This is a genomic window from Corallococcus sp. CA053C (assembly GCF_003611675.1).
Taxonomy (GTDB): domain Bacteria; phylum Myxococcota; class Myxococcia; order Myxococcales; family Myxococcaceae; genus Corallococcus.
In genome coordinates, this window is the sequence record NZ_RAWA01000106.1 from 1 (window position 1) to 24,413 (window position 24,413).

At 71.1% G+C, this 24,413-nt stretch carries 18 protein-coding genes; 6 read left to right on the forward strand and 12 right to left on the reverse strand.

The annotated features are described in order from the left end of the window. Nucleotides 1-1,646 (reverse strand): hypothetical protein (locus tag D7V97_RS16380; protein WP_120611578.1); only part of this gene is annotated, 1,646 nt, incomplete at its 3' end. A gap of 180 nt (nt 1,647-1,826) precedes the next feature. Then, nucleotides 1,827-2,333 (reverse strand): helix-turn-helix domain-containing protein, encoded by a 507-nt coding sequence (locus D7V97_RS16385; RefSeq protein WP_120611579.1) that lies wholly within the window; start codon nt 2,331-2,333, stop codon nt 1,827-1,829. Between the two features lie 97 nt (nt 2,334-2,430). Here D7V97_RS16385 and D7V97_RS16390 point away from each other — a divergent pair, with 97 nt between their 5' ends. Next, nucleotides 2,431-3,090, forward strand: coding sequence for a glutathione S-transferase family protein (locus D7V97_RS16390; RefSeq protein WP_120611580.1), 660 nt, complete (start codon nt 2,431-2,433; stop codon nt 3,088-3,090). Between the two features lie 8 nt (nt 3,091-3,098). Here the strand turns inward: D7V97_RS16390 and D7V97_RS16395 are convergent, their stop codons facing one another. The 4 genes from D7V97_RS16395 to D7V97_RS16410 form a co-directional block, all read right to left on the reverse strand. Next, entirely contained in the window at nt 3,099-4,496 is a 1,398-nt protein-coding gene (locus D7V97_RS16395) for an ammonium transporter (RefSeq protein WP_120611581.1), read from the reverse strand. 158 nt (nt 4,497-4,654) lie between these two features. Further along, nucleotides 4,655-5,038, reverse strand: coding sequence for a hypothetical protein (locus D7V97_RS16400; protein ID WP_120611582.1), 384 nt, complete (start codon nt 5,036-5,038; stop codon nt 4,655-4,657). Nucleotides 5,039-5,054: 16 nt separating this feature from the next. Next, complete coding sequence (locus D7V97_RS44125; protein WP_147444831.1) at nt 5,055-5,528, reverse strand: hypothetical protein; 474 nt, start codon at nt 5,526-5,528, stop codon at nt 5,055-5,057. Nucleotides 5,529-5,620: 92 nt separating this feature from the next. After that, nucleotides 5,621-9,964: a DEAD/DEAH box helicase gene (locus D7V97_RS16410; protein WP_199728832.1), complete on the reverse strand. Its 4,344-nt coding sequence runs from the start codon at nt 9,962-9,964 to the stop codon at nt 5,621-5,623. A 155-nt stretch (nt 9,965-10,119) separates the two neighbouring features. Here D7V97_RS16410 and D7V97_RS16415 point away from each other — a divergent pair, with 155 nt between their 5' ends. The 4 genes from D7V97_RS16415 to D7V97_RS16430 all read left to right on the forward strand — a co-directional run bounded on the left by D7V97_RS16415 (nt 10,120) and on the right by D7V97_RS16430 (nt 15,566). Then, entirely contained in the window at nt 10,120-11,601 is a 1,482-nt protein-coding gene (locus tag D7V97_RS16415) for a PAS domain-containing protein (protein WP_158623377.1), read from the forward strand. Nucleotides 11,602-11,761: 160 nt separating this feature from the next. Beyond that, nucleotides 11,762-12,679 (forward strand): hypothetical protein, encoded by a 918-nt coding sequence (locus D7V97_RS16420; protein ID WP_147444832.1) that lies wholly within the window; start codon nt 11,762-11,764, stop codon nt 12,677-12,679. A gap of 5 nt (nt 12,680-12,684) precedes the next feature. After that, nucleotides 12,685-14,523: a hypothetical protein gene (locus D7V97_RS16425; protein ID WP_147444833.1), complete on the forward strand. Its 1,839-nt coding sequence runs from the start codon at nt 12,685-12,687 to the stop codon at nt 14,521-14,523. 104 nt (nt 14,524-14,627) lie between these two features. Further along, nucleotides 14,628-15,566, forward strand: a complete 939-nt coding sequence (locus tag D7V97_RS16430) for a pirin family protein (RefSeq protein WP_120611588.1) — start codon at nt 14,628-14,630, stop codon at nt 15,564-15,566. A gap of 32 nt (nt 15,567-15,598) precedes the next feature. Here the strand turns inward: D7V97_RS16430 and D7V97_RS16435 are convergent, their stop codons facing one another. Together D7V97_RS16435 and D7V97_RS16440 are read right to left on the reverse strand one after the other, a co-directional pair. Next, entirely contained in the window at nt 15,599-16,207 is a 609-nt protein-coding gene (locus D7V97_RS16435) for a DUF2378 family protein (protein ID WP_120611589.1), read from the reverse strand. Between the two features lie 75 nt (nt 16,208-16,282). Then, nucleotides 16,283-17,746 (reverse strand): ATP-binding protein, encoded by a 1,464-nt coding sequence (locus D7V97_RS16440; RefSeq protein ID WP_120611590.1) that lies wholly within the window; start codon nt 17,744-17,746, stop codon nt 16,283-16,285. Between the two features lie 180 nt (nt 17,747-17,926). Here D7V97_RS16440 and D7V97_RS16445 point away from each other — a divergent pair, with 180 nt between their 5' ends. Then, the gene (locus D7V97_RS16445; RefSeq protein ID WP_120611591.1) at nt 17,927-18,892 is read left to right on the forward strand and encodes a PLP-dependent cysteine synthase family protein; all 966 of its coding nucleotides are present in this window, start codon (nt 17,927-17,929) and stop codon (nt 18,890-18,892) included. A gap of 18 nt (nt 18,893-18,910) precedes the next feature. On the opposite strand, the gene D7V97_RS16450 is transcribed toward D7V97_RS16445, so the two are convergent. The 4 genes from D7V97_RS16450 to D7V97_RS16465 form a co-directional block, all read right to left on the reverse strand. Beyond that, nucleotides 18,911-19,693, reverse strand: a complete 783-nt coding sequence (locus D7V97_RS16450) for a hypothetical protein (RefSeq protein ID WP_120611592.1) — start codon at nt 19,691-19,693, stop codon at nt 18,911-18,913. Next, entirely contained in the window at nt 19,690-20,685 is a 996-nt protein-coding gene (gene glsA, locus D7V97_RS16455; protein ID WP_120611593.1) for a glutaminase A, read from the reverse strand. Before glsA ends, D7V97_RS16450 begins: the two co-directional genes overlap by 4 nt. Before the next feature lie 110 nt (nt 20,686-20,795). Further along, nucleotides 20,796-21,890, reverse strand: coding sequence for an aromatic ring-hydroxylating dioxygenase subunit alpha (locus D7V97_RS16460; RefSeq protein WP_120611594.1), 1,095 nt, complete (start codon nt 21,888-21,890; stop codon nt 20,796-20,798). Nucleotides 21,891-21,973: 83 nt separating this feature from the next. Next, nucleotides 21,974-24,355 carry a heavy metal translocating P-type ATPase gene (locus D7V97_RS16465; protein ID WP_233582878.1) on the reverse strand — a complete coding sequence of 794 codons (2,382 nt, stop codon included), beginning with the start codon at nt 24,353-24,355 and terminating at the stop codon, nt 21,974-21,976. Nucleotides 24,356-24,413 lie beyond the last annotated feature (58 nt).

Consider the following 24,413-nt stretch of genomic DNA (forward strand, 5'->3'; position numbering starts at 1 on the left):
CCGTTGATCAGGGCGGGCATGGTGAAGCTCGCGGCGCACCGGGTGGGGATGAGCACTGGCTGCTGGACCCCGCTCCTGACGGTCATCCGCACAAAGGCGTCGACGTCGGGATCCATCTGGGAGTCGTGGGTCGCGTCATCCGGCGTCAGCGCCACCGTATGCACCCGCAGCAGCCCGCTGGAGGGGGTGTCGGTGCCGTGGACGGGGTCCTCGTCCGTCAGCCGGAACTCCCGCAGCTCCCACGGCTTCGCCTCGCCCAGCCCCAGGGTGATTTCATTGGTGCGCAGCTGGTTGAGCGCGCTCTGGTTGCCCCCGCCGGGGCCCTTGCCGTGCATGACGACGCTCTGGGTCATCTCCGCGAGCTGCGCGCGGTAGCCCGCATCGAAGGAGGCGTGGGTGCCCAGCTGCATCCACTGCTGCGCCCAGAAGGTGACCTGCTGGCAATCCGTGCGCGGCACTCCGTACTCGAAGATGACGGTGAAGGGGCTCAGGTTGCAGGTCGCCTCCGTCCCGCCCGCTCCCCAGGGCGAGGGCCGGGTCAGGCCGAACACGAAGCGCAGCTCACCCGCGGAGGATGGCCGGCCGTAGCCTCCGACCGTGTTGCGGGCCAGGTCGATGCGATTGACGATGGCCAGCAGCCGGAAGGGGGCGAGGTCCAGGTTCAGCGGCCCCCCGAGCAGGACCTCCCAGCGGCCCGTGACGGGATCGCGCTGGAGGGCGGACAGCACGCCGCTGGCGGTGGCCCAGGGGGCCAGCACTTCGACATACATCTTCCGGCGCGCCGGCACGTCGTCGCCGTTGACCTGATAGTCATTGAGCCAGAGGGACAGCCAGCGCGTCACGAAGTCCTCGGGGCTCGTGCCGGAGCCCTGGGCCAGTTGCCGCATGAGGTGCGCGAAGGTCCACACACCGCCCGGCGTGCCCGCGCCGGTGCAGGGGTCCCACGTGCGCGTCGGGTCCAGCACGACGGCCGGATCCCGCACGAGCAACGTCCGGTCCCAGAGCGCCTGGGTGGAGGCGGGCAGCACCGGGCAGGAGGTGAGGGGAATCAGCGCGCCGTCCTGGAAGGCTCTGGCGTCCACCGCGAGCCCCTCGAAGCGCGCGGCCGGGTGGCGACCGTTGAACAGGATGCTCTCCCGGGTGAGCGCTCCGGACTCGCCCCGGATCATCCGCGGCGCGCTCGCCCACCGTCGCTCCAGCTCCGCTTCCGGGAGCTGGGAGAAGAGGGTGAAGAATCCGGGCCCGGGGCTCTGGGGAATCGCGCCCAGCTGGGCCAGGGCGTCGGAGCGGAACAGCACCACGGAGTCCTCCGCGTCTCCGACCACGCGCACGAGGCTGTCCGCGAGCTCCGGGTTGGCCGGGGGCGGCAGCTTCACGTGCACGGCCGTCGTCTCCCCCAACGGCGTGGGCTGCGCCAGCTTCTGGATGAAGAGGCCGGTGACCGACAGCGCGTCCACGAAGGGCAGCTCCCCCAGGCTGGCGGTGGAGCCCGGCGTTTCGACCTGCCTGCGCGCCTGGGCGGTTCGCACCGCTGGCGAATTGGTGGGCGCCTCCTCCTTCGAGCAACCGCTGACCGCCACCAGGGCGCCCCACAGCCACACCGCGCTGGACCGCCGCGACTTCAAGGCCTTGCGTTCCTGCGACATGGGCGCCCCACCAGTGAACGCCTCCTCCTCCCGGAGGAATGGCCTTCATTCACTGTACGCAACCGGGGCCGGGTCATGAGCAGACACGAAAGTGCCGGGCCTGCGTCAGCCGCAGGACACGGGCTGCCACTTCAGGCAGCCATGGCCCCGCCGCAATCCCAGGGCTCAGGACCTGTTCAATCAGTCCCGAACGGCGCGGGCACGGCGCGCCATGGCCTTCTCGTAGGCGGCCTGAAGCTCCCCGAACACCGAGCGCGCCGGGCGCGGCGCGTGCAGGTGCAGGTGGCGCAGCTCCTCCATGAACGCGTCCCAGAGGGGCGGGCCGCCCTTCTCCAGCAGCTCCGCGCGCACCGACAGCTCCTCGCTCGGCCGCGTGTGCCGGCGGCCCCAGGCGGCCATGTGCGCGAGCAGGGGCACCAGTTGGATGGACCCTTCCGTGAGGCTGTAGATCCCCTTCTGCCGGTGTCTTGGGTCAGGGCTTCGCGTCAGCAGGCCGGACGCGGTCAGGCGCTTCAGGCGGTCCGCGAGGATGTTCGAGGCGATGCGCTCCTCGCTCTGCTCAAGCAGTTCGCCATAGCTGCGCCTGTTCCCGAACATGACGTCGCGGATGACGATCAGGCTCCAACGGTCGCCGAGCTGTTCGAGCGTCAGGTTGATCGGACAGCCGGAGCGTCCTGTCTGCGGCATGGCCGTCCTCCTGGGATTTGCACTTGCAGTATGCAAGTGGTCGAAATACGGTTCAACCCCTTGCAATATACAAGTTGTTGAATTGAAAGGTTCCACGATGTCGCTCGCGGTCTACGGTCATCCCTTCTCCTCGTACACGCAGAAAGTGCTCATCGCGCTGTACGAGAACGGCACGCCCTTCGAGTTCCGCTCTATCAGTCCGGAGACGCCGCGGCATTCGGCCGAGTGGCTGCGACGCTGGCCGCTGCGCAAGTTCCCGCTCCTGGTGGACGGTGAGCGCAACATCGTCGAGACCAGCATCATCATCGAGTACCTGCAGCTCGTGCATCCCGGGCCGGTGCGCCTGCTGCCCGCGGATCCGATGGCCGCGCTGGACGTGCGCTTCCTCGACCGCTTCTTCGACCTGCACGTCATGAACGCGGCACAGCACGCGGTGGACGGGGCGCTGACGGGTGACCCGGTGAAGCGCCAGGACGGACTGGCGCTCGCGAAGGAGAAGCTGGAGCGCGCCTACGGCTGGCTCGAAGGGCAGCTCTCGGGGAGGACCTGGGCCGCGGGCCCGGAGTTCACGCTGGCGGACTGCGCGGCCGCGCCCTCCCTGTTCTACGCGGACTGGACGCACCGGATTTCAGAGGCCTATCCCGTGCTGCGCGCCTACCGCGCGCGGTTGCTGTCCCGCCCGTCCTTCGCCCGGGCGGTGGAGGAGGCGCGGCCGTTCCGGCCACTCTTCCCCCTGGGAGCGCCGGACCGGGATTGAAGCCTCGCTTACGCGGGCACGGCCGGCAGCGACGGGCCCTGCTCGGAGGCGGTCGCCGCAGGGGCCATGGTGGGGACCGGCGCCTCGACGCGGGCAGCGGCGGCCGTGGGGACCTCGCCCACGGTCTCGCCATGCTGGCTCAGGTCCAGGCCCTCTTCCTCCTGCTCGCGGGTGACGCGCAGCGGGACGATGCGGTCCACGATCTTGTAGAGGATCCACGAGCCCACGAAGGAGAAGACGGAGACAAGAACGAGCGCCAGCAGGTGCATCAGGAAGGTGCGCGTGGTGCCGTAGAGCAGGCCCACGTCCTTGGCGAGCACGCCGGTGAGCACCATGCCCACCACGCCGCCCAGGCCGTGGCAGGGGAAGACGTCCAGCGTGTCATCCAGCGCGGTGCGGCTCTTGAAGTGGACGGCGGCGTTGCTGACGAAGCTGGCGACGAGGCCCACGAGGATGCTCTGCCCCACGGTGATGAAGCCCGCGGCGGGCGTGACGGCGACGAGCCCCACCACGGCGCCCACGCAGGCTCCCATGGCGCTGGGCTTGCGACCGCGCAGCCAGTCGAAGGCAATCCACCCGAGCATGGCGGCGGCGGAGGCCGTGTTGGTGGTGGCGAAGGCGAGCGTGGCCAGCGACGAGGCGGACAGCGCGGAGCCCGCGTTGAAGCCGAACCAGCCGAACCACAGCATGCCCGTACCGAGCATCACGAAGGGCACGTTGGCGGGCGCGTGCGTGGCGTGCGTCAGGTGCACCTGGCGGCGGCCCAGGACGAGGGCGCCGGCGAGCGCTGCGAAGCCCGCGGACATATGGACGACGGTGCCGCCCGCGAAGTCGAGCACGCCCCACTGGCGCAGGAAGCCCTCGGGGTGCCAGGTCCAGTGGGCGAGCGGCGCGTAGATGAAGATGCTGAAGAGCACCATGAAGAGCAGGTACGCCTTGAAGCGCACGCGCTCCGCGAACGCGCCGGTGATGAGCGCCGGGGTGATGATGGCGAACTTGAGCTGGAAGAGCGCGAAGAGCAGCAGCGGCACGGTGGGCGCGAGGTCCGGGTGCGTCTCACCGCCCACGCCGCTGAACATGAAGAAGGTGCGCGGGTCACCGATGAGGCCGTGGAAGCTGTCGCCGAAGCACAGGCTGAAGCCCACGACGACCCACAGCAGGCTGATGACCGCCATGGCGATGAAGCTCTGCATCAGCGTGGAGACGACGTTCTTCAGCCGCACCATGCCGCCGTAGAAGAACGACAGGCCGGGCGTCATCAGCAGCACCAGCGCCGTGGCCGTGAGCAGCCAGGCGGTGTCCGCGCCGTTGATGGGACCGCCCTGCTTCACCTGTGCCGCCGGGGCCACCAGCAGTCCCGCCACCGCCACGCCCACCAGCAGGACCATCGCCATCCACTTCTGCATCGCCGTACCTCTCCCGAGAGCTGACGCGATGCAGTGTAGATACGGGCTGGGTTAATTTCAATTGGCGGTGAGCTATCTCGCTGGAAATTAAGGCTAAAGTGATGGACAGAAGACCCAGAGGCCCAGCCGGGAACGCTTTGGGGAGCAAGTATTGAGAGTCACTCCTCGGGTTCCTCCGCGTTCAGCTCCTCGGGCAGGGGGGCGACCATGAGCGTGAGCCGTCCTGGCAGCTGCACGACCAGGAAGCCCTTCCCGTCGATCCGGAGGTGCATGCGGTGCTTGGCCTCGCCGCTCTGGACCCAGGCATCAGCCTCGGCGCGCGTTGCGAAGTCCCGCTCGACCTTGATCTTGAAGTTCGGGTCGAGCATCTCGCGGTAGTAGGTCGCGAAGTCCTCCAGCTTGTCGATGTGGCGAACGTAGGTCAGACAGAACGCCGCGAGTTGAAGGGCCTTCCACTCTCGCGACCCCTTCTCGTGACGAAGGGTCACGTCGCTCAGCACGGCGAGCACATCCTCCACGTCGATCTCCGGATCCTTGCTCACGAACCTGCCCTTTCCTTTAGATGGGGGTCAGCACCAGCAGGCCGGCGGGTGCCACGGCGAGCGTGAACGCCACACCCGCGACGATGACCACGGTTCCCACCACCACTTCGGACTTGTGCTCCCGGAGCCAGTCCAGTGCGACCGCCATGTCGGGGAATCGCAGTTCCCGTTTCGCGTCCTGCCGCTCCAGCGCGTCCTGCTCCTCGACACACTTCATGAACACTTCAAGGCACTGGCTTGTGCAAAGCCGGTGGTGGCTTTCCGAATGCTTCGGGAGGTCTTCCACCGACGGCTTTCGCCTCCAACACTTTTGGAAGCACTGCTTCTGCACCTCGCCGCAGTAGGCCTCCGCGCCAGAGCCGCCCGTGCCGGGTCCCTCCGCGGTTCCGACGCCCGTCGCATCCTCGGAGACCACATAGGTCTTCCGCTCGGGGCGCTGAGCATGTCCACAGGCGGATGCCCCCAGCGCCAGCGCGATGAGGAGCGCCACGGCGACATGTCGAGCGTCAGGGCCCATGGAAGGAACTCGACCAGGGAACCCCGCGCAGCAGCAAGCCGCTACCCAGCTCTGTCCTGCACCGCTCAGTTCACCTGCGCGAGCGCCGCATCGACTTCCGCGTCCTCGTTCTCCGGAGCGTCTTCCACCGCATCCACGCCCTGCGGAATCCCATCCACGTACGTGACGACGTTGTTCGGCATCGAGGCCACGCGCGGCCCTGGCGTCACCACGCCCGTGAGGTTCAGCGGATCCACTCCGGACAGCTGGATGCGCACACCTGACGGAGCCGTGCGCCGCACCGCTCTCGCCGTGTCTACCGCCTCCGGCAGGGCGAACTGCTCACCCACGAAGCCAGACACGAAGCGCCCACCTCGCAGCTCGCCTCGCGCCTCCATGCGCCGGTAGACGAAGAGCAGCTCGCGCCACGTCGGCGCCAGGGACTCGCGCATCACCAGGTCGCGCCAGACGATGCCGTAGCGCTGGAGGAACAGCCTCGCCAGCGACTCCGTCACCTCTTCCTGCGTCTTCGGCTCCGCGGGCGCCAGCAGACTCCAGCGGCCCGGACCTCCTCGCTGCAACAGCTTCTGCCGCTTGCGGTGCGCCGGGCTCTGCAGGATGCGCAGGTTCTGCACCGCGTCCGCCGTGACGAGCCCCTTCGCCACCAACTCCCACAGCGCGTCCTCCACCTCCGCCGGCAACCGCCGCGCCCGCGTCACCAGGTCCTGGAAGAAGCACGCCCCCCGCCGCTCCAACACGCCCACCACGTCCTTCGCCGCCGCGCCCAGGTCCGGCGGCATCCACACGCCCCCGTCCGCCAACACCGCGTGCGGCCTCGCCGCAGCCAGCATCCACTCCAGGTCCTCGCGCAACGTGAACGTCAGCGGCGCGTTGCGCGTCGGTGACGACCGCTTCGCCACCACCGGCTCCGGCGCCTCCACCGGCGCACCCCGGCGCGGCCCCGCCGGCTTCGGCGGATCCTTCAGCGTCACCCTCCCCCACGCCACCTCGCCCGCGTAGCACGCGCGCTCCAGCAGGTCCGGCGTGTAGCCGCGCATGCGCGCAGGCAACAGGAAGCGCTCCCACGCGGAGGCCGGCGCCTCGTACCCCTGCAGCAGCCGCACCGCCTTCATCAGCCCCGTGGACCCTCGCAGCGCGTCCACGTCCTCCAGGTGGTGCCACCGGAAGAGGAAGCGCATGAAGTCCTGCGGGCTCAGCGGCTCAATCTCGCGGCGCAGCCGCCCCACCGTCAGCCGGTGGATGCGCTGGAGCAGGCGCCGGTCACACCACTCCAACACCGGCGCGCCGTCCTCGCCGGACGCCACCGGCACGTCCTCGCTCGCGCGGAACTGGCCGCGCAGCACGCTGCCCTGGCTCTCCAGCGCGTGCAGCGCGAAGTTGAGGTCGTCCGCGTCCAGCAGCGTCAGCCGCGCCAGCTCCGCCACCGTGGTGGGCCCCACCATCTCCATCCGGCCCCGCACCACCTGCAACACCGCCGCTTCACGCTCCACCGGCCGGTCGTGCGCCAGCACCGGCAACACCGGCTGCGTCTGCACGTCCGGGAAGAGCGCCCGCACCGCGTTGCCCCGCTCCGCCGACACCAGGAACCGCGCGCCCGGCCGCTCCAGCCACGCCACACGCCCCTGCGCGAACAGCCCCGCCTCCAGCCCTCGCGGCACCTCCGACGCGCGCACCAGCACCAGCTGCAGGAGCGCGTCGTGCAGCTCATCCTCGTCGCGCATCGGCGGCGAGGCATCCTCCACCACCTGCGCGATGGCCGCCGAGTCCAGCGCGCCAAACGCCGCCGCGTCCTCCGCCGGCAGCGCGCGGCGCAGGGCCACGTTGCGCACGCGGCGCTCCTCGGCCGGCGCGTCGTCCAGGAAGGTGTATGGCTGGCTGTTGATGAGCGCGTGCGCGAAGACGCTCGGCTCCGGCACGTCGCGGGCCACCAGCTCGATGCTCCCGTCGCGCATGCGCCGGAGCACCTCGCGCAGCCCGTCCACGTCCATCGCCTCGCGCAGACAGTCATCCATCGTCTGCTTCACCAGCGGATGGTCCGGCAGCTCCACGTCCGCGCCGCCGTGGTTGTCCTGACAGCCCACCTGCGCGGGGAACACCGCCGCCAGCAGGTCCTCGCTGCGCGCGCGCTGGAGGTTCGGCGCCACGCGCTTGCCCCCCATCATCCGGTGCAGCGTCAGCGCCCGCGTCGCCACCCAGCGGAAGCGCGTGCCGAAGATGGGCGCCTGCAACACCGCCTGCACCAACACCTCCTCCACGTTGTCCGGGTGCAGGAAGTCGAAGATGTCCGCCAGCGGGAACGAGTGCTGCTCGCCCAGGCTCAAGAGGATGCCGTCCTCCGTGGCCGCCGCCTGCAACTCGAAGTCGAACGAGCGGCAGAAGCGCTTGCGCAGCGCCAGCCCCCACGCGCGGTTGATGCGGCTGCCGAACGGCGCGTGGATGATGAGCTGCATGCCGCCCGCTTCGTCGAAGAAGCGCTCGGCCACGATGCGCGTGTGGCTGGGCACCACATCACCCAGCATCTTCTTGCCCAATCGCAGATAGCCCAGCAGCGCATCCACCGCCGGCGGCGGCACGCGCAACAGCTTCTCCAGGAAGCCCGCCGCGTCATCGTGGCGCAGCAGCTCCTCGCGCAGCCGGCCCACCTGGAGGCTCAGCTCGTCCGTGCGCCCCGGCGCCTCGCCGCGCCAGAAGGGCACGTTGGGCGGAGCACCCCTGGCGTCCTCCACCATCACCGTGCTGCCCATCACCCGCTGGATGCGCCACGCGGTGCTGCCCAACAGGAAGATGTCCCCCGGCGAGGACTCCACCGCGAAGTCCTCGTCCAGCGTCCCCACCACCTTGCCCTCCGGCTGCGCGGTGACGCTGAAGCTGAACGTGTCCGGGATGGCACCGCCATTCGTGAGCGCGGTGATGCGCACGCCCCTGCGCCCCTTGAGCCGCTGGTTCACCCGGTCGCGGTGCAGGTGGATGCTGGCCCGGCCCCGGCGCTCGGCCACGCCCTCGGACAGCATCTCCAGCACCTGCTGGTACTCCTCCCACGTCAGGTCCTGGTACGGGTACGCGCGCTGGAAGATGCTGAAGAGCGCGCGCTCGTCCCACTCCTCGCACGCGCACGCGGCGACGATCTGCTGCGCCAGCACGTCCAGCGGCTTCTTCGGGATGCGGACCGCGTCCAGGTCCCCCTCGCGCACGGCGTTGAGGAGCGCGACGCACTCCACCAATTCGTCGCGCGTCATCGCGAAGAGGATGCCCTTGGAGATGCCCGCCTTGTGGTGGCCCGCGCGGCCCACGCGCTGGAGCAGCACGGAGATGGCCTTCGTCGTGCCCAGCTGCACCACCAGGTCCACGTTGCCCACGTCGATGCCCAATTCCAACGACGCCGTGGCCACCATCACGCGCAGCTGGCCTGCCTTCAGCCGCTCCTCGGCGGACAGGCGCATCTCACGCGACATGCTGCCGTGGTGCGCGGCCACCCACTCCTGGCCCAGCCTCTCGCCCAGGTCGTGCGCCACGCGCTCCGACATCTTGCGCGTGTTGACGAAGATGAGCGTGGTGCGGTGCTCGCCCGCCAGCTGCACCAGCCGGTCATAGACCTGGCCCCACATCTCGTGGCTCGCGATGGAGGACAGCTCCGCGTCGGGGATCTCCACCTTCAGATCCCACGGCCGCTGGTGGCCCACCTCCACGCGCCGGCACTCGGTGAGCGACGCGCCGGTGAGGAAGCCGGAGATGGCGTCCAGCGGCTTCTGCGTCGCGGACAGGCCCAGCATCTGGGGCCGCACTTCGGTGAGCGCCTTCAAGCGCTCCATGGACAGCGTGAAGTGGCTGCCTCGCTTGTCGCGGGCGAGCGCGTGGATTTCATCCACGATGACCGTGCGCACGTTGCGCAGGGTGGCGCGGGCGCGCTCGGCGGTGAGGTAGAGGTAGAGCGACTCCGGCGTGGTGATGAGGATGTGCGGCGGACGGCGCACCATCTGCGCTCGCTCGGAAGCGGGCGTGTCCCCGGTGCGCACCTGTACGCGCAGGGCTTGCGGCGAGAAGCCCTCCGCGCGCGCCATCGCCATCAGCTCCTCCAGCGGCTGGAGGAGGTTCTTCTGCACGTCGTTGCCCAGCGCCTTCAGGGGCGACACGTAGAGGACCTGGGTGTGGTCCAGCAGCGTGCCGTCCAGCGCCCGGCGGAACAGCGAGTCCAGCGCGGCGAGGAACGCCGTGAGCGTCTTGCCGCTGCCCGTGGGCGCGGCGATGAGCACGTCGTGCCCCGCGTGGATGAGCGGCCAGCCCTCCACCTGCGGACGGGTGGGCTCCCCCAGGCGGGACGCGAACCAACGCCGCACCACCGGATGGAAGGCGGCGAGGGCCGGATGCGCCGCGAACTCCGACGCGAAATCGAGATGGATTTGAGGGGACATGGCGGGCTCCCAGCAAGCCAGCCTGAACACAGGTACAGCCCGCCGTCAACGCGCACACGGCCCGGAATTCGACCGTCCGAAACCTCATGGCGCCATGGCCCGTTCGTCCAGCAGCCACGCGGGAGGATCCGCGCTTGAATCCGGAGTGTTCCGGTATGTCTACTTCCGCTCCCCTCCCGTTCGCGTCCGAAGCCCTCAACCCCGATGGCTTCCTGGTGCTGCGTCCGGTGGGCGATGTGCCGGAGCTTCCCGAGGACTTCACCTGCGAGTACGCCAACCCGTCCGCGCAGGCGCTGCTGGGTGACAGCCTGGTGGGCGAACCGTTCCTGGCCTCGCGCCCGACCTGGAAGGGCCTGCGCGCGACGTGGGGCGCGACGCGCGTCACCGGGCTTCGTTCGGAGCACCTGCTCCGCTGGGACACGGGCTCCGGCGTCCACACGCTGCGCGTCCGCGCCGCCCGCGCCCGGGACGGGACGCTGTACGTGTGGCTGAGCGACCTGTCCTGGGAGGTGCGCGCGTCGGTGGATGCGATGCCGGAGCAGGACCTGCTCGTGGCGGCCCTGGAGCACCTGCCGGAGGCGTTCGTCGCGCTGGATGGCCAGTTCCAGGTGCGCCGGGTCAACCGTGCCGCGGAGCAGTTGCTGGGGCGGCCCCGCGAGCAACTGGAGGGACAGCTGCTGTGGGGCCTGGTGGAGGGCGAGCCCGACGTGCCGCTGCGCCAGCCGCTGCTGCGTGCGCTCGTCACCGGCCAGCCCACGGAGTTCGACACGTCGCCGGGCACCTCCCAACAGACCCTGCACGTGACGGCGGTTCCTACCGCATCCGGGTTGCTGTTGTACCTGAAGAACACCTCGCGCCAGCACCGCGGCGAGGAGGCCCTGCGCCGCGCGAGCGCCCTGTTCCAGGCGGTGATGCAGGGCTGCCCGGACGCCCTCTACACGAAGAACCTGGAGGGCCGGTACACGCGCATCAACGCCGCGGGCGCGAAGCTGATGGGCCGCCAGGTGGAGGAGGTGCTGGGCCACACCGACGAGGAGCTCTGGCCCGACGAGGCCCGCGCCAGCATGGCCCACGACCGCGAGGTGCTCGCCTTCCGCAGGACGCTCACCTACGAGGAGGCGCAGTCCGGGCGCGTGTGGCTGTCCACCAAGGGCGTGCTGCGGGACGAGCAGGGCCAGGTGTTCGGGCTGTTCGGCATCAGCCGCGACATCAGCGAGCGCAAGCGGATGGAGGAGGCCCTGCGCCAGAACGAGGTGCGGCTCCAGCAGGCCCTGGCCGCCGCGTCCGTGACGCTGTTCGACCTGCGGATGCCGGAGGGGCTGCTGCGCTGGGAGCGCGACGCGGCCACGCTGCTGGGGCAGGAGGCGCTGGCCCCCGAGGAGCCGCTCGCCGCGCTGCTGGCGCGCGTGCACCCGGAGGACCGGCTGTCCGTCGCCGAGCGGCTGCACCACTGGACCCGCATTCCGGGCGAGGTGACGCTCGACTTCCGCGTGCTGGACACGCGAGGAGGCATCCGCCGGTTGACGCTGTGGGGGCGGGCGCGCACGGAGGACGGGCGCGTGCAGCGGATCATCGGCATCCTGGTGGACATGACGCGACGGTCGCCCGAATCACCCGCGGGCATGGTGGCGGCGTAGGCCCAGGCTCGGTGACGGCGCCGTCACACCCACGACAAGTGCGAGTTTTGTTCTCGCCCGAAGTCAGGTGTGCTGAGTTTCGCGGCCCATGGCGGGTCCTCGCCGTTCACATCCCATCCAGCGGCTGCGCTCCCTGGCTCCCTCCCGGTGGGGCGCCGTCATGGCCGCGGCCCGCGAGCTGTTTCCGCAGGGCAACCGCTTCGGGGTCGTCGCCTTTGGTGTCGGGCGGCGTCGCGTCCGGGGCGAGCCTTCCCGGGAGTGGACCCTCACCGTCTACGTGCGCAGGAAGCACGAGCGCCCCGAGTACCCGGTTCCCCCGCTGACCTTCCGCGTCCGGAGCGGGTGGTACTCCATCGCGCCGGACATCATCGCGACGGGCACCCTGCCCCGTTCAGGCCAGTCCACCCTGCCCGAGTTCGAGGGGCTGCGCATCGGGGCCACGGTGAATGCCGTGGCGCCGGGAGGCACCCTGCGCGCGGGAGGCGTCTCCAGCCTCCTCACCTCCGCCGGCTCGCAGGAGCCCCAGTGGCTGCTCACTGCGGGCCACCTGTTCGAGCGCGGCGCATGGACCACGCGCGTGTTCGCCGCCCCGCCGGAGGGCAAGCCCCAGGTCGTGGGACATCCCCGCCTCAACCTGCTGGAGCCGTCCACCGGAGGGCTGCCGCTCGACGCGGCGCTGGTCGAATTGACGCCCGCGGGACGGGCGCTGGCGAAGAAGACGCCTCCCCTGAGGGCGGCGGGCGTGGCGCTGGACAGCTGGACAAACACAGAAGTGCGCATGCTCCGGCCCACCGCCAACGCCTGGGCCTCCACCCGCACCGAGGCCAGCCTGTTCGACGTCCACTTCCCGGAGTCGGCCTTCGGGCCCGTCAGCCTCGCGGGGCTCATCGCCACGACGTCCGCCATCACCCTCGACGGCGACTCCGGCGGGGCGCTGCTGACGGCCGGTGACGTTCCCAAGGTGCTGGGGAGCTGCAGCGGGGCGTTGCAGCCGTCACACAGCTTCTTCCAACCCCTCGCTCCGGTCCTGGAGCGGCTCGAGCAGTCCCTGGGCGTGCGACTTCATCTCTGGGAATGATCACCATGAACAAGGCCCTGCTGTTCACCCTCTTCCTCACCACCTCCGCGCTGGCGCAGCCCGGCGGCATCATCGCGGCACCCCAGGGAGTGGGCGGCACGACGACGCCCTCCGTCGAGCCGGGGCTGGACACCAACTCGAAGCTCCTCCGGAAGGGCCAGGAGACCCTCAGCGCGGACAGCACGTCCAGCCCGGATCAATTCCTGACGGACTCCACGAACCGCATGCTCCTCCAGCCCCGGATGGCGGGGATGCAGGGCGGCATGGCCGAGGTCGTCAACGAGCTCGTGCTCATCCTGGGAGAGATCGTGGTCGACCGCGCCACGAACCGGGCGTTCGACCTGCTCAAGGACAAGCTCGAGGTGGGGCTTTCGTGCAGCAAGACCCCGCCCCAGACCTCGCGCTTCCGCAGCACCTGCGAGGTGGTGGCGCCCCTGCGGCTGCAGGAGCTGGCCGTCACGACCAGCGCGCTCCAGGGCGCGGTCACCCAGGACGCCCTGCGGATGGCGCTCGACACGACGGTCCTCAAGTCCGGGGGGATGTCCAACGAGGACTACGCCGTCCTCGCCCGCATCGTCCAGGCGGACCTGCTGCCCCACCTCACCCGGCCGCACCGGCCCTGGTCCGACGCGGAAGCGAGCACCCTCGTCCAGGACCTGCTGGCCTTCGCCATCGACAAGGCCACGCAGGTCACCCCCTGCAGCCAGACGACGGAGAGCGCGAAGACCACGTCGGCGGCGGTGATGGTGACGGCGGGCGCGGCGCTCGCGTCCTGCCTGAAGACCTCGCTGGAGCTGGGAGTGCAACCGGCCGACTGCGCGGTGATGCAGCTCTCCGACGAGTTCGCGAACCGCTGCCCCTACCTCGTCAACAGCTCGAAGCGGGAGGCGTACACCCACCACGCGCGCATCATCGCCCAGCACCTGCACGCGGCGGTCACCGCCCGCGTCGAAGGCAAGGCCGACCCCCGGCTCCGCATGGGCCACGCGGTGGACGCGGCCCTGGAGATGGGCTGCCGGTTCGCGGACCTCGACGCCGGGTGTGACAGCGCGCTGGACGTCGTCGGCACCGCCCACAAGGACGCGCAGGCCATTGGCCTCCTGCGGACCGTGAGCCACGCCGCGCTGGACCGGGACACCAACGCCCTCATCGGGGCCGCGTCGCGGGCCGTCTCGCTGGTGGACGCGGCCCAGACTCCGGCCGCGCAGCGGGGCCTGCGCATCGTGGGCGGCGTGCTCCAGTACGCGGAGACCTGGTACCAGCCCACGACCATCGGGCAGGAGGGCAGCGCGCGCGTGGAGGCCGTCACCGACGCGGACACCGTGGAGGCGGCGCACGCCAGCCGGCGCAAGATCCTGGAGTCACTCACCGAGGAGATGACCGACCGCACGGGCCGCGACAACGACGTCCTCTTCTCCGTGGGAGGTTCGCTGCGCGCGACCGCCGGCGTGCGCTTCGTCTCCGGCGCGGGGCGGGACGAGGAGTTCGAGGGTCCGCTCTCACTGCCCCTGGGCCTGGGGGTCCAGGTGCCGCTCTCCCAGCAAGGCGGCCACGGCCTCCACTTCGAGGCGGGCGTGGTGGACCTGGGCCGCTACGTCGCCATCCGCGACCGCACGGTGGATGAGTTCGACGCGGCGGATGCGCTCGCCCCCTCGCTGACCGCGGGCTACTACTGGGGGCAGCAGCTCCCGTTCTTCCTCGGGGTCAGCGGCATCTACCAGCCGCTGTTCAGCTCGGCGGAGGTGCCGGCGGAGGACGGACGCCCCGCCATCCCCGCCTCCGTGGGGGCCTGGAGCCTGACGTTCAACGTGGGCGTGTACGTGCCGCTCTTTGATTTGAACTGAGGTTGAACCGAGGCTGAACTGAAACCTGAACCGGGCCCCGCGAGCCGTTATCGTGGTCAGCGACCCGGACGCGGCTCCCCGCGCCCCGACAGAGGAGCCGCACCATGAGCTGGGAAGAAGACCTGCACGGACGGGAGGTCCCGCCCTCGCTGGAGACGCTCATCGTCCCCCGCGTGCGCGACCTGGGTGACGGCTTCACCGTGCGCCGCGCCCTGCCCTCCGCGCGCCGCCGCATGGTGGGCCCCTTCATCTTCCTGGATCAGATGGGCCCCGCGGACTTCGACCCGGGCCACGGCCTGGACGTGCGGCCCCACCCGCACATCGGCCTCGCCACCGTGACCTACCTCTTCGAGGGCGAGGTCCTCCACCGCGACTCGCTGGGCACCGTGCAGTCCATCCGCCCCGGCGCCGTGAACTGGATGACCGCCGGCCAGGGCATCGCCCACTCGGAGCGCACCGGCCCCCAGACGCGCGCCGCGGGCAGCCGCCTGTTCGGCATCCAGGCCTGGGTCGCCCTCCCCAAGCAGCACGAGGAGACCGCGCCCGCCTTCGTCCACCACCCCAACGACACCCTGCCCGTCGTCGAAGGAGACGGCGTGCGCCTGCACGTCATCGCGGGCGAGATGCACGGCGGCAAGTCCCCCGTGCGCACCCACTCCGCCCTCTTCTACGCGGACGCGCGCCTGGACAAGGGAGCACGCCTCAAGCTCCCCGCGGAGCACGAGGAGCGCGGCCTGTACCTGGTGGAGGGCAGCGTGGAGGTGGAGGGCACGCGCTTCGAGCCCGGCGAGCTGCTGGTGTTCAAGCCGGGGAGTGAAATCGTGCTCGGCGCCGGGGACGCCCCCGCGCGGATGATGCTGCTGGGCGGCGAGCCCATGGACGGCCAGCGCTACCTGTTCTGGAACTTCGTGTCGTCCTCTCAGGAGCGCCTGGAGGTCGCCAAGAAGGACTGGAAGGAGGGCCGCTTCGGGCAGGTGCCGCAGGAGACGGAGTTCATCCCCCTGCCCCCGGACGACCCGCCGGCGCCCGTGCGCTACCCGTAAGCTGTCACCCGACAGCGACCCTCCGGTCGCGGCTACCCGAAGAGCCGGCGGACCGTGGCGCCCGTGCCCGCGGGCCGCTGCGACTTCGCCTGCACCCACGTCAGCCGGTAGGTGGCCGCCGTGCCGTCGAAGGCGATGGGCTTCACGTCCAGCGTGCCCGCGCCCGACGCGCGCAGCGTCTCCGCCAGGAACCCGGAGGCGAAGAAGGGGTTGTCCGCCAGCACGTCCTTCACCCACAGGGTGGCGGCGTTCCGGGACAGCTCCTCCACGCGCACTTCGTTGAAGTTGTTGCCCGCGCGCAGGTTGTACGGCACGCGCTCCAGCGTCTTCTCCGGCCCCAGGTGCGTGACGAGCTGCATGCTCGCCCGCCCCACGGACGTCTGCTGGAAGCCCTGCAGGTAGCGCGCGCCCAGTTCCGTGTAGGCCACCTCCGCCGGCTGGCCCGGGAACACGTCCCGCGCCGCGACGTCCAGGAAGGCCCGCCACTGCTCCAGCGCGTAGTTGTGGCGCAGCGGCTGGGACAGGTCCAACCCCGCCGCCTTCAGGCGCTGGCGCCCGTCACGCGTCAGGTGCGGCCCCAGGGTACGCACGAAGAGGGCTTCCACGCTCTGGGCGAAGATTCGCTTTTCGGATGGGACCATGCCCCCACGGTGGGGATGCCCCTGCGCATCCGGAAGGGCGCCCGCAACCCATCCGTCCGGCAGTGGTCACTTCCCTCAGCCGCGCGGGAGGCGGACCGTGAAGGTCGTTCCCCGGGTCTCGGTGGAGGACACCTGCACGGACCCGCCGTGTGCCCGGACGATCTGTTCGGTGATGTACAGCCCCAGGCCCAGGCCCGCGGACACGCCCTGCTCCCGGTCGCTGCGGCCGGCGCGGCGCCATGCGGCGAAGAGGTGGGGAAGCTGATCCGGGGGGATGGGCGCGCCCAGGTTGTGCACCCGCAGCACCGCCTCCTTCTCCAGCCCCTCCGCGCTCATGCGCACGGAGCTCTCCGGCGGGCTGAACTTGAGCGCGTTGGACACCAGGTTGCCCACCACCTGCTCCAGCCGGTCCGCGTCCCATTCCCCGCGCCCGTCGCCCCGCACGTCCAGCATCACCTCGCGGTGGGGGTGGCTGGCGCGCGACTCGTCCACCGCGCCGCGCACCACGTCGAACAGGTCGCACCGCGAGCGCACCACCGGCAGCCCCGCGCCCAGCCGCGCGCGGGCGAAGTCCAGCAGCTGGCGGATCATCCGGTCCATGCGGTCCGCGCTGGTGAGGATGCGCTCGGTGAAGACCTTCTGGCGGTCCGTCATCTCCCCCTGGCGCTGGAGCTGCTGCGCGGACATGGACAGGGCGTTGAGGGGGTTGCGCAGGTCGTGGCCGAGGATGCCCAGGAACTGCTCGCGGAAGTCCTCCGCGTTGCGCATCTCCGTGACGTCCCGGCCGGTGGCGATGACCGCCTCCACCGCGCCCGTGGGGCCGGCGGCGGGGGACATCGTGTACTCGAAGTGCCGGGGGCCGTAGTCGGAGGAGAGGGTGACGTGGCCGCGCTGCACCTGGCCCGTGCGCCGGGCCATCTCCAGCGACTTCGCGTAGGGCTCCAGCTGCGGATCCTGCTGGCGCAGCGCCTCCATGCTCTTGCCTGGGACGTGCACGTGGTGCGAGCCGCGCGACGCGGCCACGGCTTGATTGGCGAAGATGAGCATGCCGTCGCCGTCGTAGAGCGCGATGGGGTCCGCCGCCGCGGACATGGCCAGGTCCAGGAGCCGGCGCTGCTGCTGCACCTGGTCGGAGAGGACGCGCACCTCGCGCTCGGCGCGGCGCAGGCGCAAGAGCGCGTGCACCTGGGCCACCAGCTCCTCCGGATCCACCGGCGCGACGAGGTACGCGTCCGCGCCGTGCTCCAGCCCCTGCGCCCGGTCCGCGGCCCCGACGGCCTGCGCGGACAGGTGCAGCACCAGGGCGTTGCGCGTGCGCGGCGAGGCCTTCAGCCGCCGGCACACCTCCAGCCCGCTCATGTCTGGCAGGCGGACATCCAGGATGACGAGGTCGGTGCTTTCGTCCGCGAGCACCAGCGTCTCACTGCCCGTGCCCGCTTCCAGCACCTGGAAGCCCGCCAGGGAGAGGACGCGGGAGGTGACGTAGCGGCTGGCCAGGTCGTCGTTGACGTTCAGGATGATGGGCGCTGGAGATGGCATGCGTGCGGAGGCTGGCCTTCCTTCGTAATGGCTGGCCCGCGACCCGCCAAGTGTCCTGCATATGAGAATGTCGGTTTCAGGAGGAGTGGACGATCGGCCAAGGGTCCCTGCACGCTCGCTGACCAACAGGGGTGGCTCCCTGGCTCCCACGCCGGCGCGTTTCGCGGTAGGGATGAACCCATGCGCGCTCCCTGTCGCCCGCTTCCCGCCGATGGTCGCTTCCTCCAGGCCGTGGGCCCCACGCCGCTCGTCCCCCTGCGGCTGGACCCGGAAGGTCCGACCATCTGGTGCAAACTGGAATTCCTCAACCCCAGTGGGTCCACCAAGGACCGCATCGCGCGGTACATGCTGGAGAAGGCGTGGCGGCTGGGGGAGCTGATTGCGGGGGGCGACGTGGTGGAGGCGTCCAGCGGCTCCACGAGCATCGCGATGGCGCTGGCGAGCGCGCAGATGGGGTGCCGCTTCACGGCGGTGATGCCGGAGGGCGTGACGGAGGAGCGGCTCATCGCCATCCGCGCGTACGGCGGCGAGGTGGAGCTGGTGCCGCGCTCGGAGGGCATCCGGGGCGCCATCGCCCGGGCGGAGGCGCTGGCCCTGGAGCGCGGCGGCTACGCGCCCCGCCAGTTCGAGAACCCGGACAACGCGGAGGCGCACCGGGTGTGGACGGGGCAGGAGATCCTCTCGCAGATTCCGGGCGGGCTGGTTCACGCGGTGGTGAGCGGCGTGGGCACGGGCGGCACCATCGTGGGGCTGTATCAGGCGTTCGCGGAAGCGGGCTGTCCGGTGACGGCCTATATCGCGCGGCCCATCTCCGGGCTGGGCTGCGACATCGAGTGTTGCAGCTTCAGCGCGCGCGTGCCGGGCGTGGTGGACGGGCTGTCCAAGCTGTACCGCGAGGCGGACCTGCCGGGCCGCGTGGAGCTGGACGTGTCGGACGACCTGGCCATGCGCACCGCGCGGGCGCTCATCCGCCGCGGCTTCCCGGTGGGCCCGTCCTCCGGCCTCAACTACGCGGCGGCGGTGGAGGCGGCGAAGCGGCTGGGCCCGCAGGCGCAGGTGGTGACGGTGTTCCCGGACCGCATGGAGCGCTACTTCTCCACGGAGCTCATCCTGCCCCGCCCCAAGCCGACACCCACCGCGAGCTGAAGCGCAGGGCGTGCACCGTCAGCGCATGGTGTCGCGCAGCTCCAGCAGGAGCGAGTCGGCCTCTTGCGTGCTGACGATGCCGGTGCGCGGGTACTCCAGGTCCACGACGACGTGGATGGACGCGGAGACCACCAGGGCGAAGAGCAACCGGTAGGGCCAGTTGCGGCCCTCGCCCTGCGCCGTCGTCAGGCCCACGAGCAGGGCCCCGACCACGGCGAGCCCGAGCATGAAGAGGAACGCGGGCGAGGTGATGTGCGTGCGCACGGCGAGCGTCCGCTTCGCCGCGACGTCCGCCATCAGGCGCACCGGAGGCAGCAGCAGGACCTCCTTGTCTGGAGCGACCCGCGTGATGGCCACCATCCGCGTCCAGAGCTGCTGCTGGAGGCCGGCGGCCCTGGCGCGGCGCGCCTCGAACGCCTCCACCCGGGGGAGCGCGTGATGGGCCTGGATGCGCTCGTCCAGGTACTGCCGGAGCAGGTCGTGCAGCGGCGGCTGGTCCGCCTCCGGCACCACGTCCACGAGGGACCACACGCCCCGGATGGCGTTGGCCTCGTCGACCACCAGGTTCCGGTGCGCCTCCAGGCGCCTTCCCGCCTCCGAGTAGGAGAAGGCCAGGATGAGGCCCATCAAGGAGAAGACGACGCTGGACACCGCGGTGACCGAGCGGAGGTGCGCGGAGGGGTCGGAGAGCCTCCGCTTGCGCGCGATGCGGTAGGCCAGCTCGATGGCCAGCAGCAGGGTGACGAAGAGCACCAGCTCCAGGCCCAACACCAGGAGCGTGGTGACCGTCCAGTCCTTCATCGAGGTCCCGTGTCGGGCTTCGAGATGAACAGGCTCAAGCCCAGCCGCTGGGCCAGGAACTTCGCGACGAGCTGCCCCTTGATGCTGTTCCCCGCGGCGTCGAGCAGCGGGGCGAAGGTGCCCAACGCCCCCTTGCCCGGCGCGACCGCGACGATGCCGCCCCCGATGCCACTCTTGCCCGGCATCCCCACGTCGTAGAGCCAGTCTCCGGAGGTCTCGTACATCCCCGCCGTGGCCATCACCGCGAGCGCGTAATGGCAGACGTCCTCGTCGACGACCCGCGTCCCCGTGAGCGGGTTGACGCCTCCGTCCGCCAGGGTCGCCCCCATCACGGCGAGCTGCCGGGCGGTCACCGCCAGCGAACACTGGCGGGTGTAGAGCTCCGTCGTCAGGGCGGGCTCTGTCTCCAGGCGACCCAGCCCGTGCAACAGCCACGCGAGCCCCTGGTTGCGGTGGTGGGTCTTCAACGCGGACGCATACACCTCTTCGTCGAGCGCGAGCGTGCTGCCGGCGAAGCGGGACAACCCCTCCTGGATGAACCGCCACCGGGCTTCGGGAGTGGTGCCTGGAACGAGGCTCGTCGTCGCCAGCGCCCCGGTGTTCACCATGGGGTTCGTGCGTCCGTCCGGGCTTTGATCAATCGCCATGGCCGAGTTGAACGGCAGGCCGGTGCCATTGACCCCCAGCTTGCGCCGGGCCACCTCCGGGCCCAGGACCTGACAGACCAGGGCGAAGAGGAAGGGCTTGGAGACGCTCATGATGGCGAACGGATGGTCCACGTCCCCCACCCCGTGGGTGTTGCCGTTGATGCCCGCCACGCACGCGCCGAAGAGCTGGGGCTTCACCCTCGCCAACGCCGGGTAGACCTGGGAGCACTCCCCTTCCGTGTTCCCCTGATGGCGTTGGTACGCCTCGTCCACCAGCGCCCGGACCCGCTCCGGAGAGGGGAGCTGGCCGGTGGAGATGAAGGGGGCCTCACGTGTCGTGTCCATTCGTGGAGAAGGGTATCCACGAGAGGATGCGCGCCAACCCGGACTCCCCCACGGGCCTGGGCAATGCCCGGTTCACGACCCGCGCATCGCCCGGCTGTCTGTGATTGAAGCTACGTGCGCATGCGCACGCGCGTCTCGTGCACCGTGTCCGGCACGGGCTGGGTCCGCTCGCGTTCCTGGGCGCGCATGAGGCGCAGGATGCTGGGCCCCAGCACGTCGATCTCGGTGGAGGCGTAGGCCTCCGTGCCGAAGCGGCGGATGGAGTCCGTCTGCTTCGCGAGGATGCGCGCGTCCTGCCCGAAGATGTGCAGGCCCACCGGCAGGACGAACGGCAGCGCGGCCTTGAGCAGGAAGCGCGGCACCGGCAGCTTGAACGTCACCACCGCGTACACGAGCGTGTCCCAGTCCCCCACCGGCGTCATCGCGGAGGTGACCAGGATGTGGCTCCGCTCACCGATGCGGTACTCCACCTGCGCGATGGACGGCATCAGGAAGCGGTCGAAGTGCTGCACCACGCCGCCGCCCGGCGCGAGCAGCCTGCCGACGAGCCCCTTGGGCGCGGGCTCGCCCAGGTACTCCGCCTCCACCTGTTCGGCGCCCCGGCGCACCACCACGTCGATCTCATTGCGCTTCTCCGCGGTGCGGAACAGGCCGCCGTGGAGGAAGGCCGTGTGCGGCACGTCCAGCGTGTTCTCCAGCACCGCGTGCAGCGAACCCGGCGCGCGCAGCACCCGGCGCACGGTGGTGTAGTCCCCCGCGTCCAGCAGCGGGAAGCGGAAGGGCTCCGTGGTGGGCTCCTCCACCCCAGGCGTCGAGTAGACCCAGACGAAGCCGTCCTGCTCGCGCGTCGCGTAGGCGGTGGCGCAGCGCGACTTCGCCTCGGGTTCGCCCACGAGGCCGGGGATGAGCCGGCACTGGCCGCCCTGATCGAAGCGCCACCCGTGGTAGCCGCACTCCAACTGGCCGCCCTTCACGCGCCCCAGCGACAAGGGCACGTTGCGGTGCGGGCACCGGTCCACCAGCGCGCCGGGCTTGCCGCCCTCCCCCCGGAACAGCACCAGGGGCGTGCCCTGGAGCGTGCGCGCGATGGGCTTGTCGCCCAGTTCGCGCGACGCGCAGAGGATGAACCACGAGTGCGGCAGTTTGACGACGGAGATGTGGCTGCTGGGCGCACCGGTGGTGCGCCCCTCCTCGCGGGCGTTCATGGCCCCACTCTAATGGGCCCGGGCTTCCGTGCACGCCCCCCTTCAGGCGGGCAGGTCGGCGGCGCTCTGGCCGGGCGGAAGGCTCAGGGGCCTGGCCGTCGCAACCGCAGGGCGTTGGCGATGACGGACACCGAGGACAGGCTCATGGCGGCGCTCGCGAACAGCGGGCTCAGGAGCAGGCCGAAGACGGGGTACAGCACGCCCGCGGCCAGGGGCACCCCCAGCAGGTTGTAGACGAAGGCGAAGAAGAGGTTCTGGCGGATGTTGCGCAGCACGCCCCGGCTCAACCGGCGCGCCCGCGCGATGCCCCGCAGGTCGCCCTTCACCAGCGTCACGCCCGCGCTCTCCATCGCGATGTCCGTGCCCGTCCCCATGGCGATGCCCACGTCCGCCCGAGCGAGCGCCGGGGCGTCGTTCACCCCGTCGCCCGCCATCGCCACCACGCGCCCTTCGGCTTGAAGCCGCTTCACCGCGTCGCCCTTCGCGTCCGGCTGCACGCCCGCGATGACGTCGGTGATGCCCAGCCTGCGCGCCACCGCGTGCGCCGTCGTGGGGCTGTCGCCGGTGAGCATCACCACGCGCAGGCCCTCGGCCTTGAGCCACTCCAGGGCCTCCGGCGTGGAGTCCTTCACCGGGTCCTCCACGCCCAGCAGGCCCGCGGCCCGTCCGTCCACCGACACCAGCACCACCGTCTGGCCCTCTTCCCGCAGCGCTTCGGCCCGCTTCGTCAGCGCCGCCACCTCCACGCCCAGCGCCTGCATCAGCGCCGCGTTGCCCAGCGCGACGTCGTGCCCGTCCACGCGCCCGCGCACGCCCTGGCCCGGCTGGGACTGGAAGCCATCCACGCCGACCAAGGGGATGCCCCGCTCCCGCGCGCCCGCGACCAGGGCCGCCGCCAGCGGGTGCTCGCTGCCGCGCTCCAGGCTGGCGGCGTGGCGCAGGAGCACGGTGGCGTCCACGCCCGGCGCGGGCTCCACCGACACGAGCCGCGGCTTGCCCTCCGTGAGCGTGCCCGTCTTGTCCACCACCAGCGTGTCCACCGCGGCCATCCGCTCCAGCGCCGCCGCGTCGCGGATGAGCACGCCCATGCGCGCGCCCTGCCCCGTCCCCACCATCACGGACATGGGCGTGGCCAGTCCCAGCGCGCACGGGCAGGCGATGATCAGCACCGCCACGGCGTTCACCAGCGCGTGCGCGAGCCTGGGCTCCGGACCCCACACCGCCCATACCCCGGCCGTCACCACAGCGACGGCGATGACCGCGGGCACGAAGACTCCGGCCACCCGGTCCGCGAGCCGCTGGATGGGGGCGCGCGTCCGCTGGGCTTCCGCGACGCGCTGGACGATGCGCGCCAGGAGCGTGTCCTTGCCCACGCGCTCCGCGCGCATCACCAGCGAACCCGTGCCGTTCACCGTGCCGCCCGTCACCTTCGCGCCCGGGCCCTTCTCCACCGGCACCGGCTCCCCGGTGACGAGCGCCTCGTCCACCGCGCTCGCGCCCTCCAGCACCTCGCCGTCCACCGGCACCTTCTCACCGGGGCGCACGCGCAGCCGCTGGCCCACGTGCACCAGGGACAGCGGCACGTCCTCCTCGTGGCCGTCGTCCGCGATGCGCCGCGCGGTGGCGGGGGCCAGGGACAAGAGCGCGCGCAGGGCGCCGGACGTCGCGTGCCGTGCTCGCAGCTCCAGCACCTGCCCCAGCGCCACCAGCGTGAGGATGATGGCCGCCGCCTCGTAGTACACGGGCGCGGTGCCTCCGTGGCCCGTGCGCGCACCTGCTGGCAACAGGTGCGGGAACAGCGTGGCCCCCACGCTGAACAGGTACGCCGCGCCCGCGCCCAGCGCGATGAGCGTGAACATATTCAGGTGCCGGTTGCGCACCGAGGCCCAGCCCCGCTGGAAGAACGGCGCTCCCACCCAGAGCACCACGGGCGTCGCCAGCGCGAGCTGCGCCCACAGCAGCGCCGCCGGAGACAGCGCATGCTGAACGGGCTGCCCCGGCAGCATGTCCGACATGCCCAGCAGCATCAGCGGCACGCTCAACGCGAGCCCCACCCAGAACCGCCGCGTCATCGAGCGCAGCTCCGGATCCGGCCTCTCCTCCACCGTCACCGTGCGCGGCTCCAGCGCCATGCCGCACTTGGGGCAGGTGCCGGGCCCGTCGCGCACCACCTCCGGGTGCATGGGGCAGGTGTACTCGACGCGCGTCTCCAGCGCGGGCGGTGACTCGGGCTCTAGCGCCATGCCGCACTTCGGGCAGGCCCCCGGCGCGCCCTGGCGCACCTCCGGATCCATGGGGCACACGTAGACCGCGCCCGCCTTGGGAGCCGGCGGGGAGGCCTGGGGGTGGAGGAAGCGCTCGGGGTCCGCCTGGAAGCGCAGGCGGCACTTCTCCCCGCAGAAGGACCAGGTGTGGCCTTCGTGCGTCCACTGCCCTCCTCGCGGCGCGAGCGGGTCCACCGTCATGCCGCACACGGGGTCGATGGCGGGCTCCCTGCCCTCCAGGGGAGGGGCAGGTCGGGGC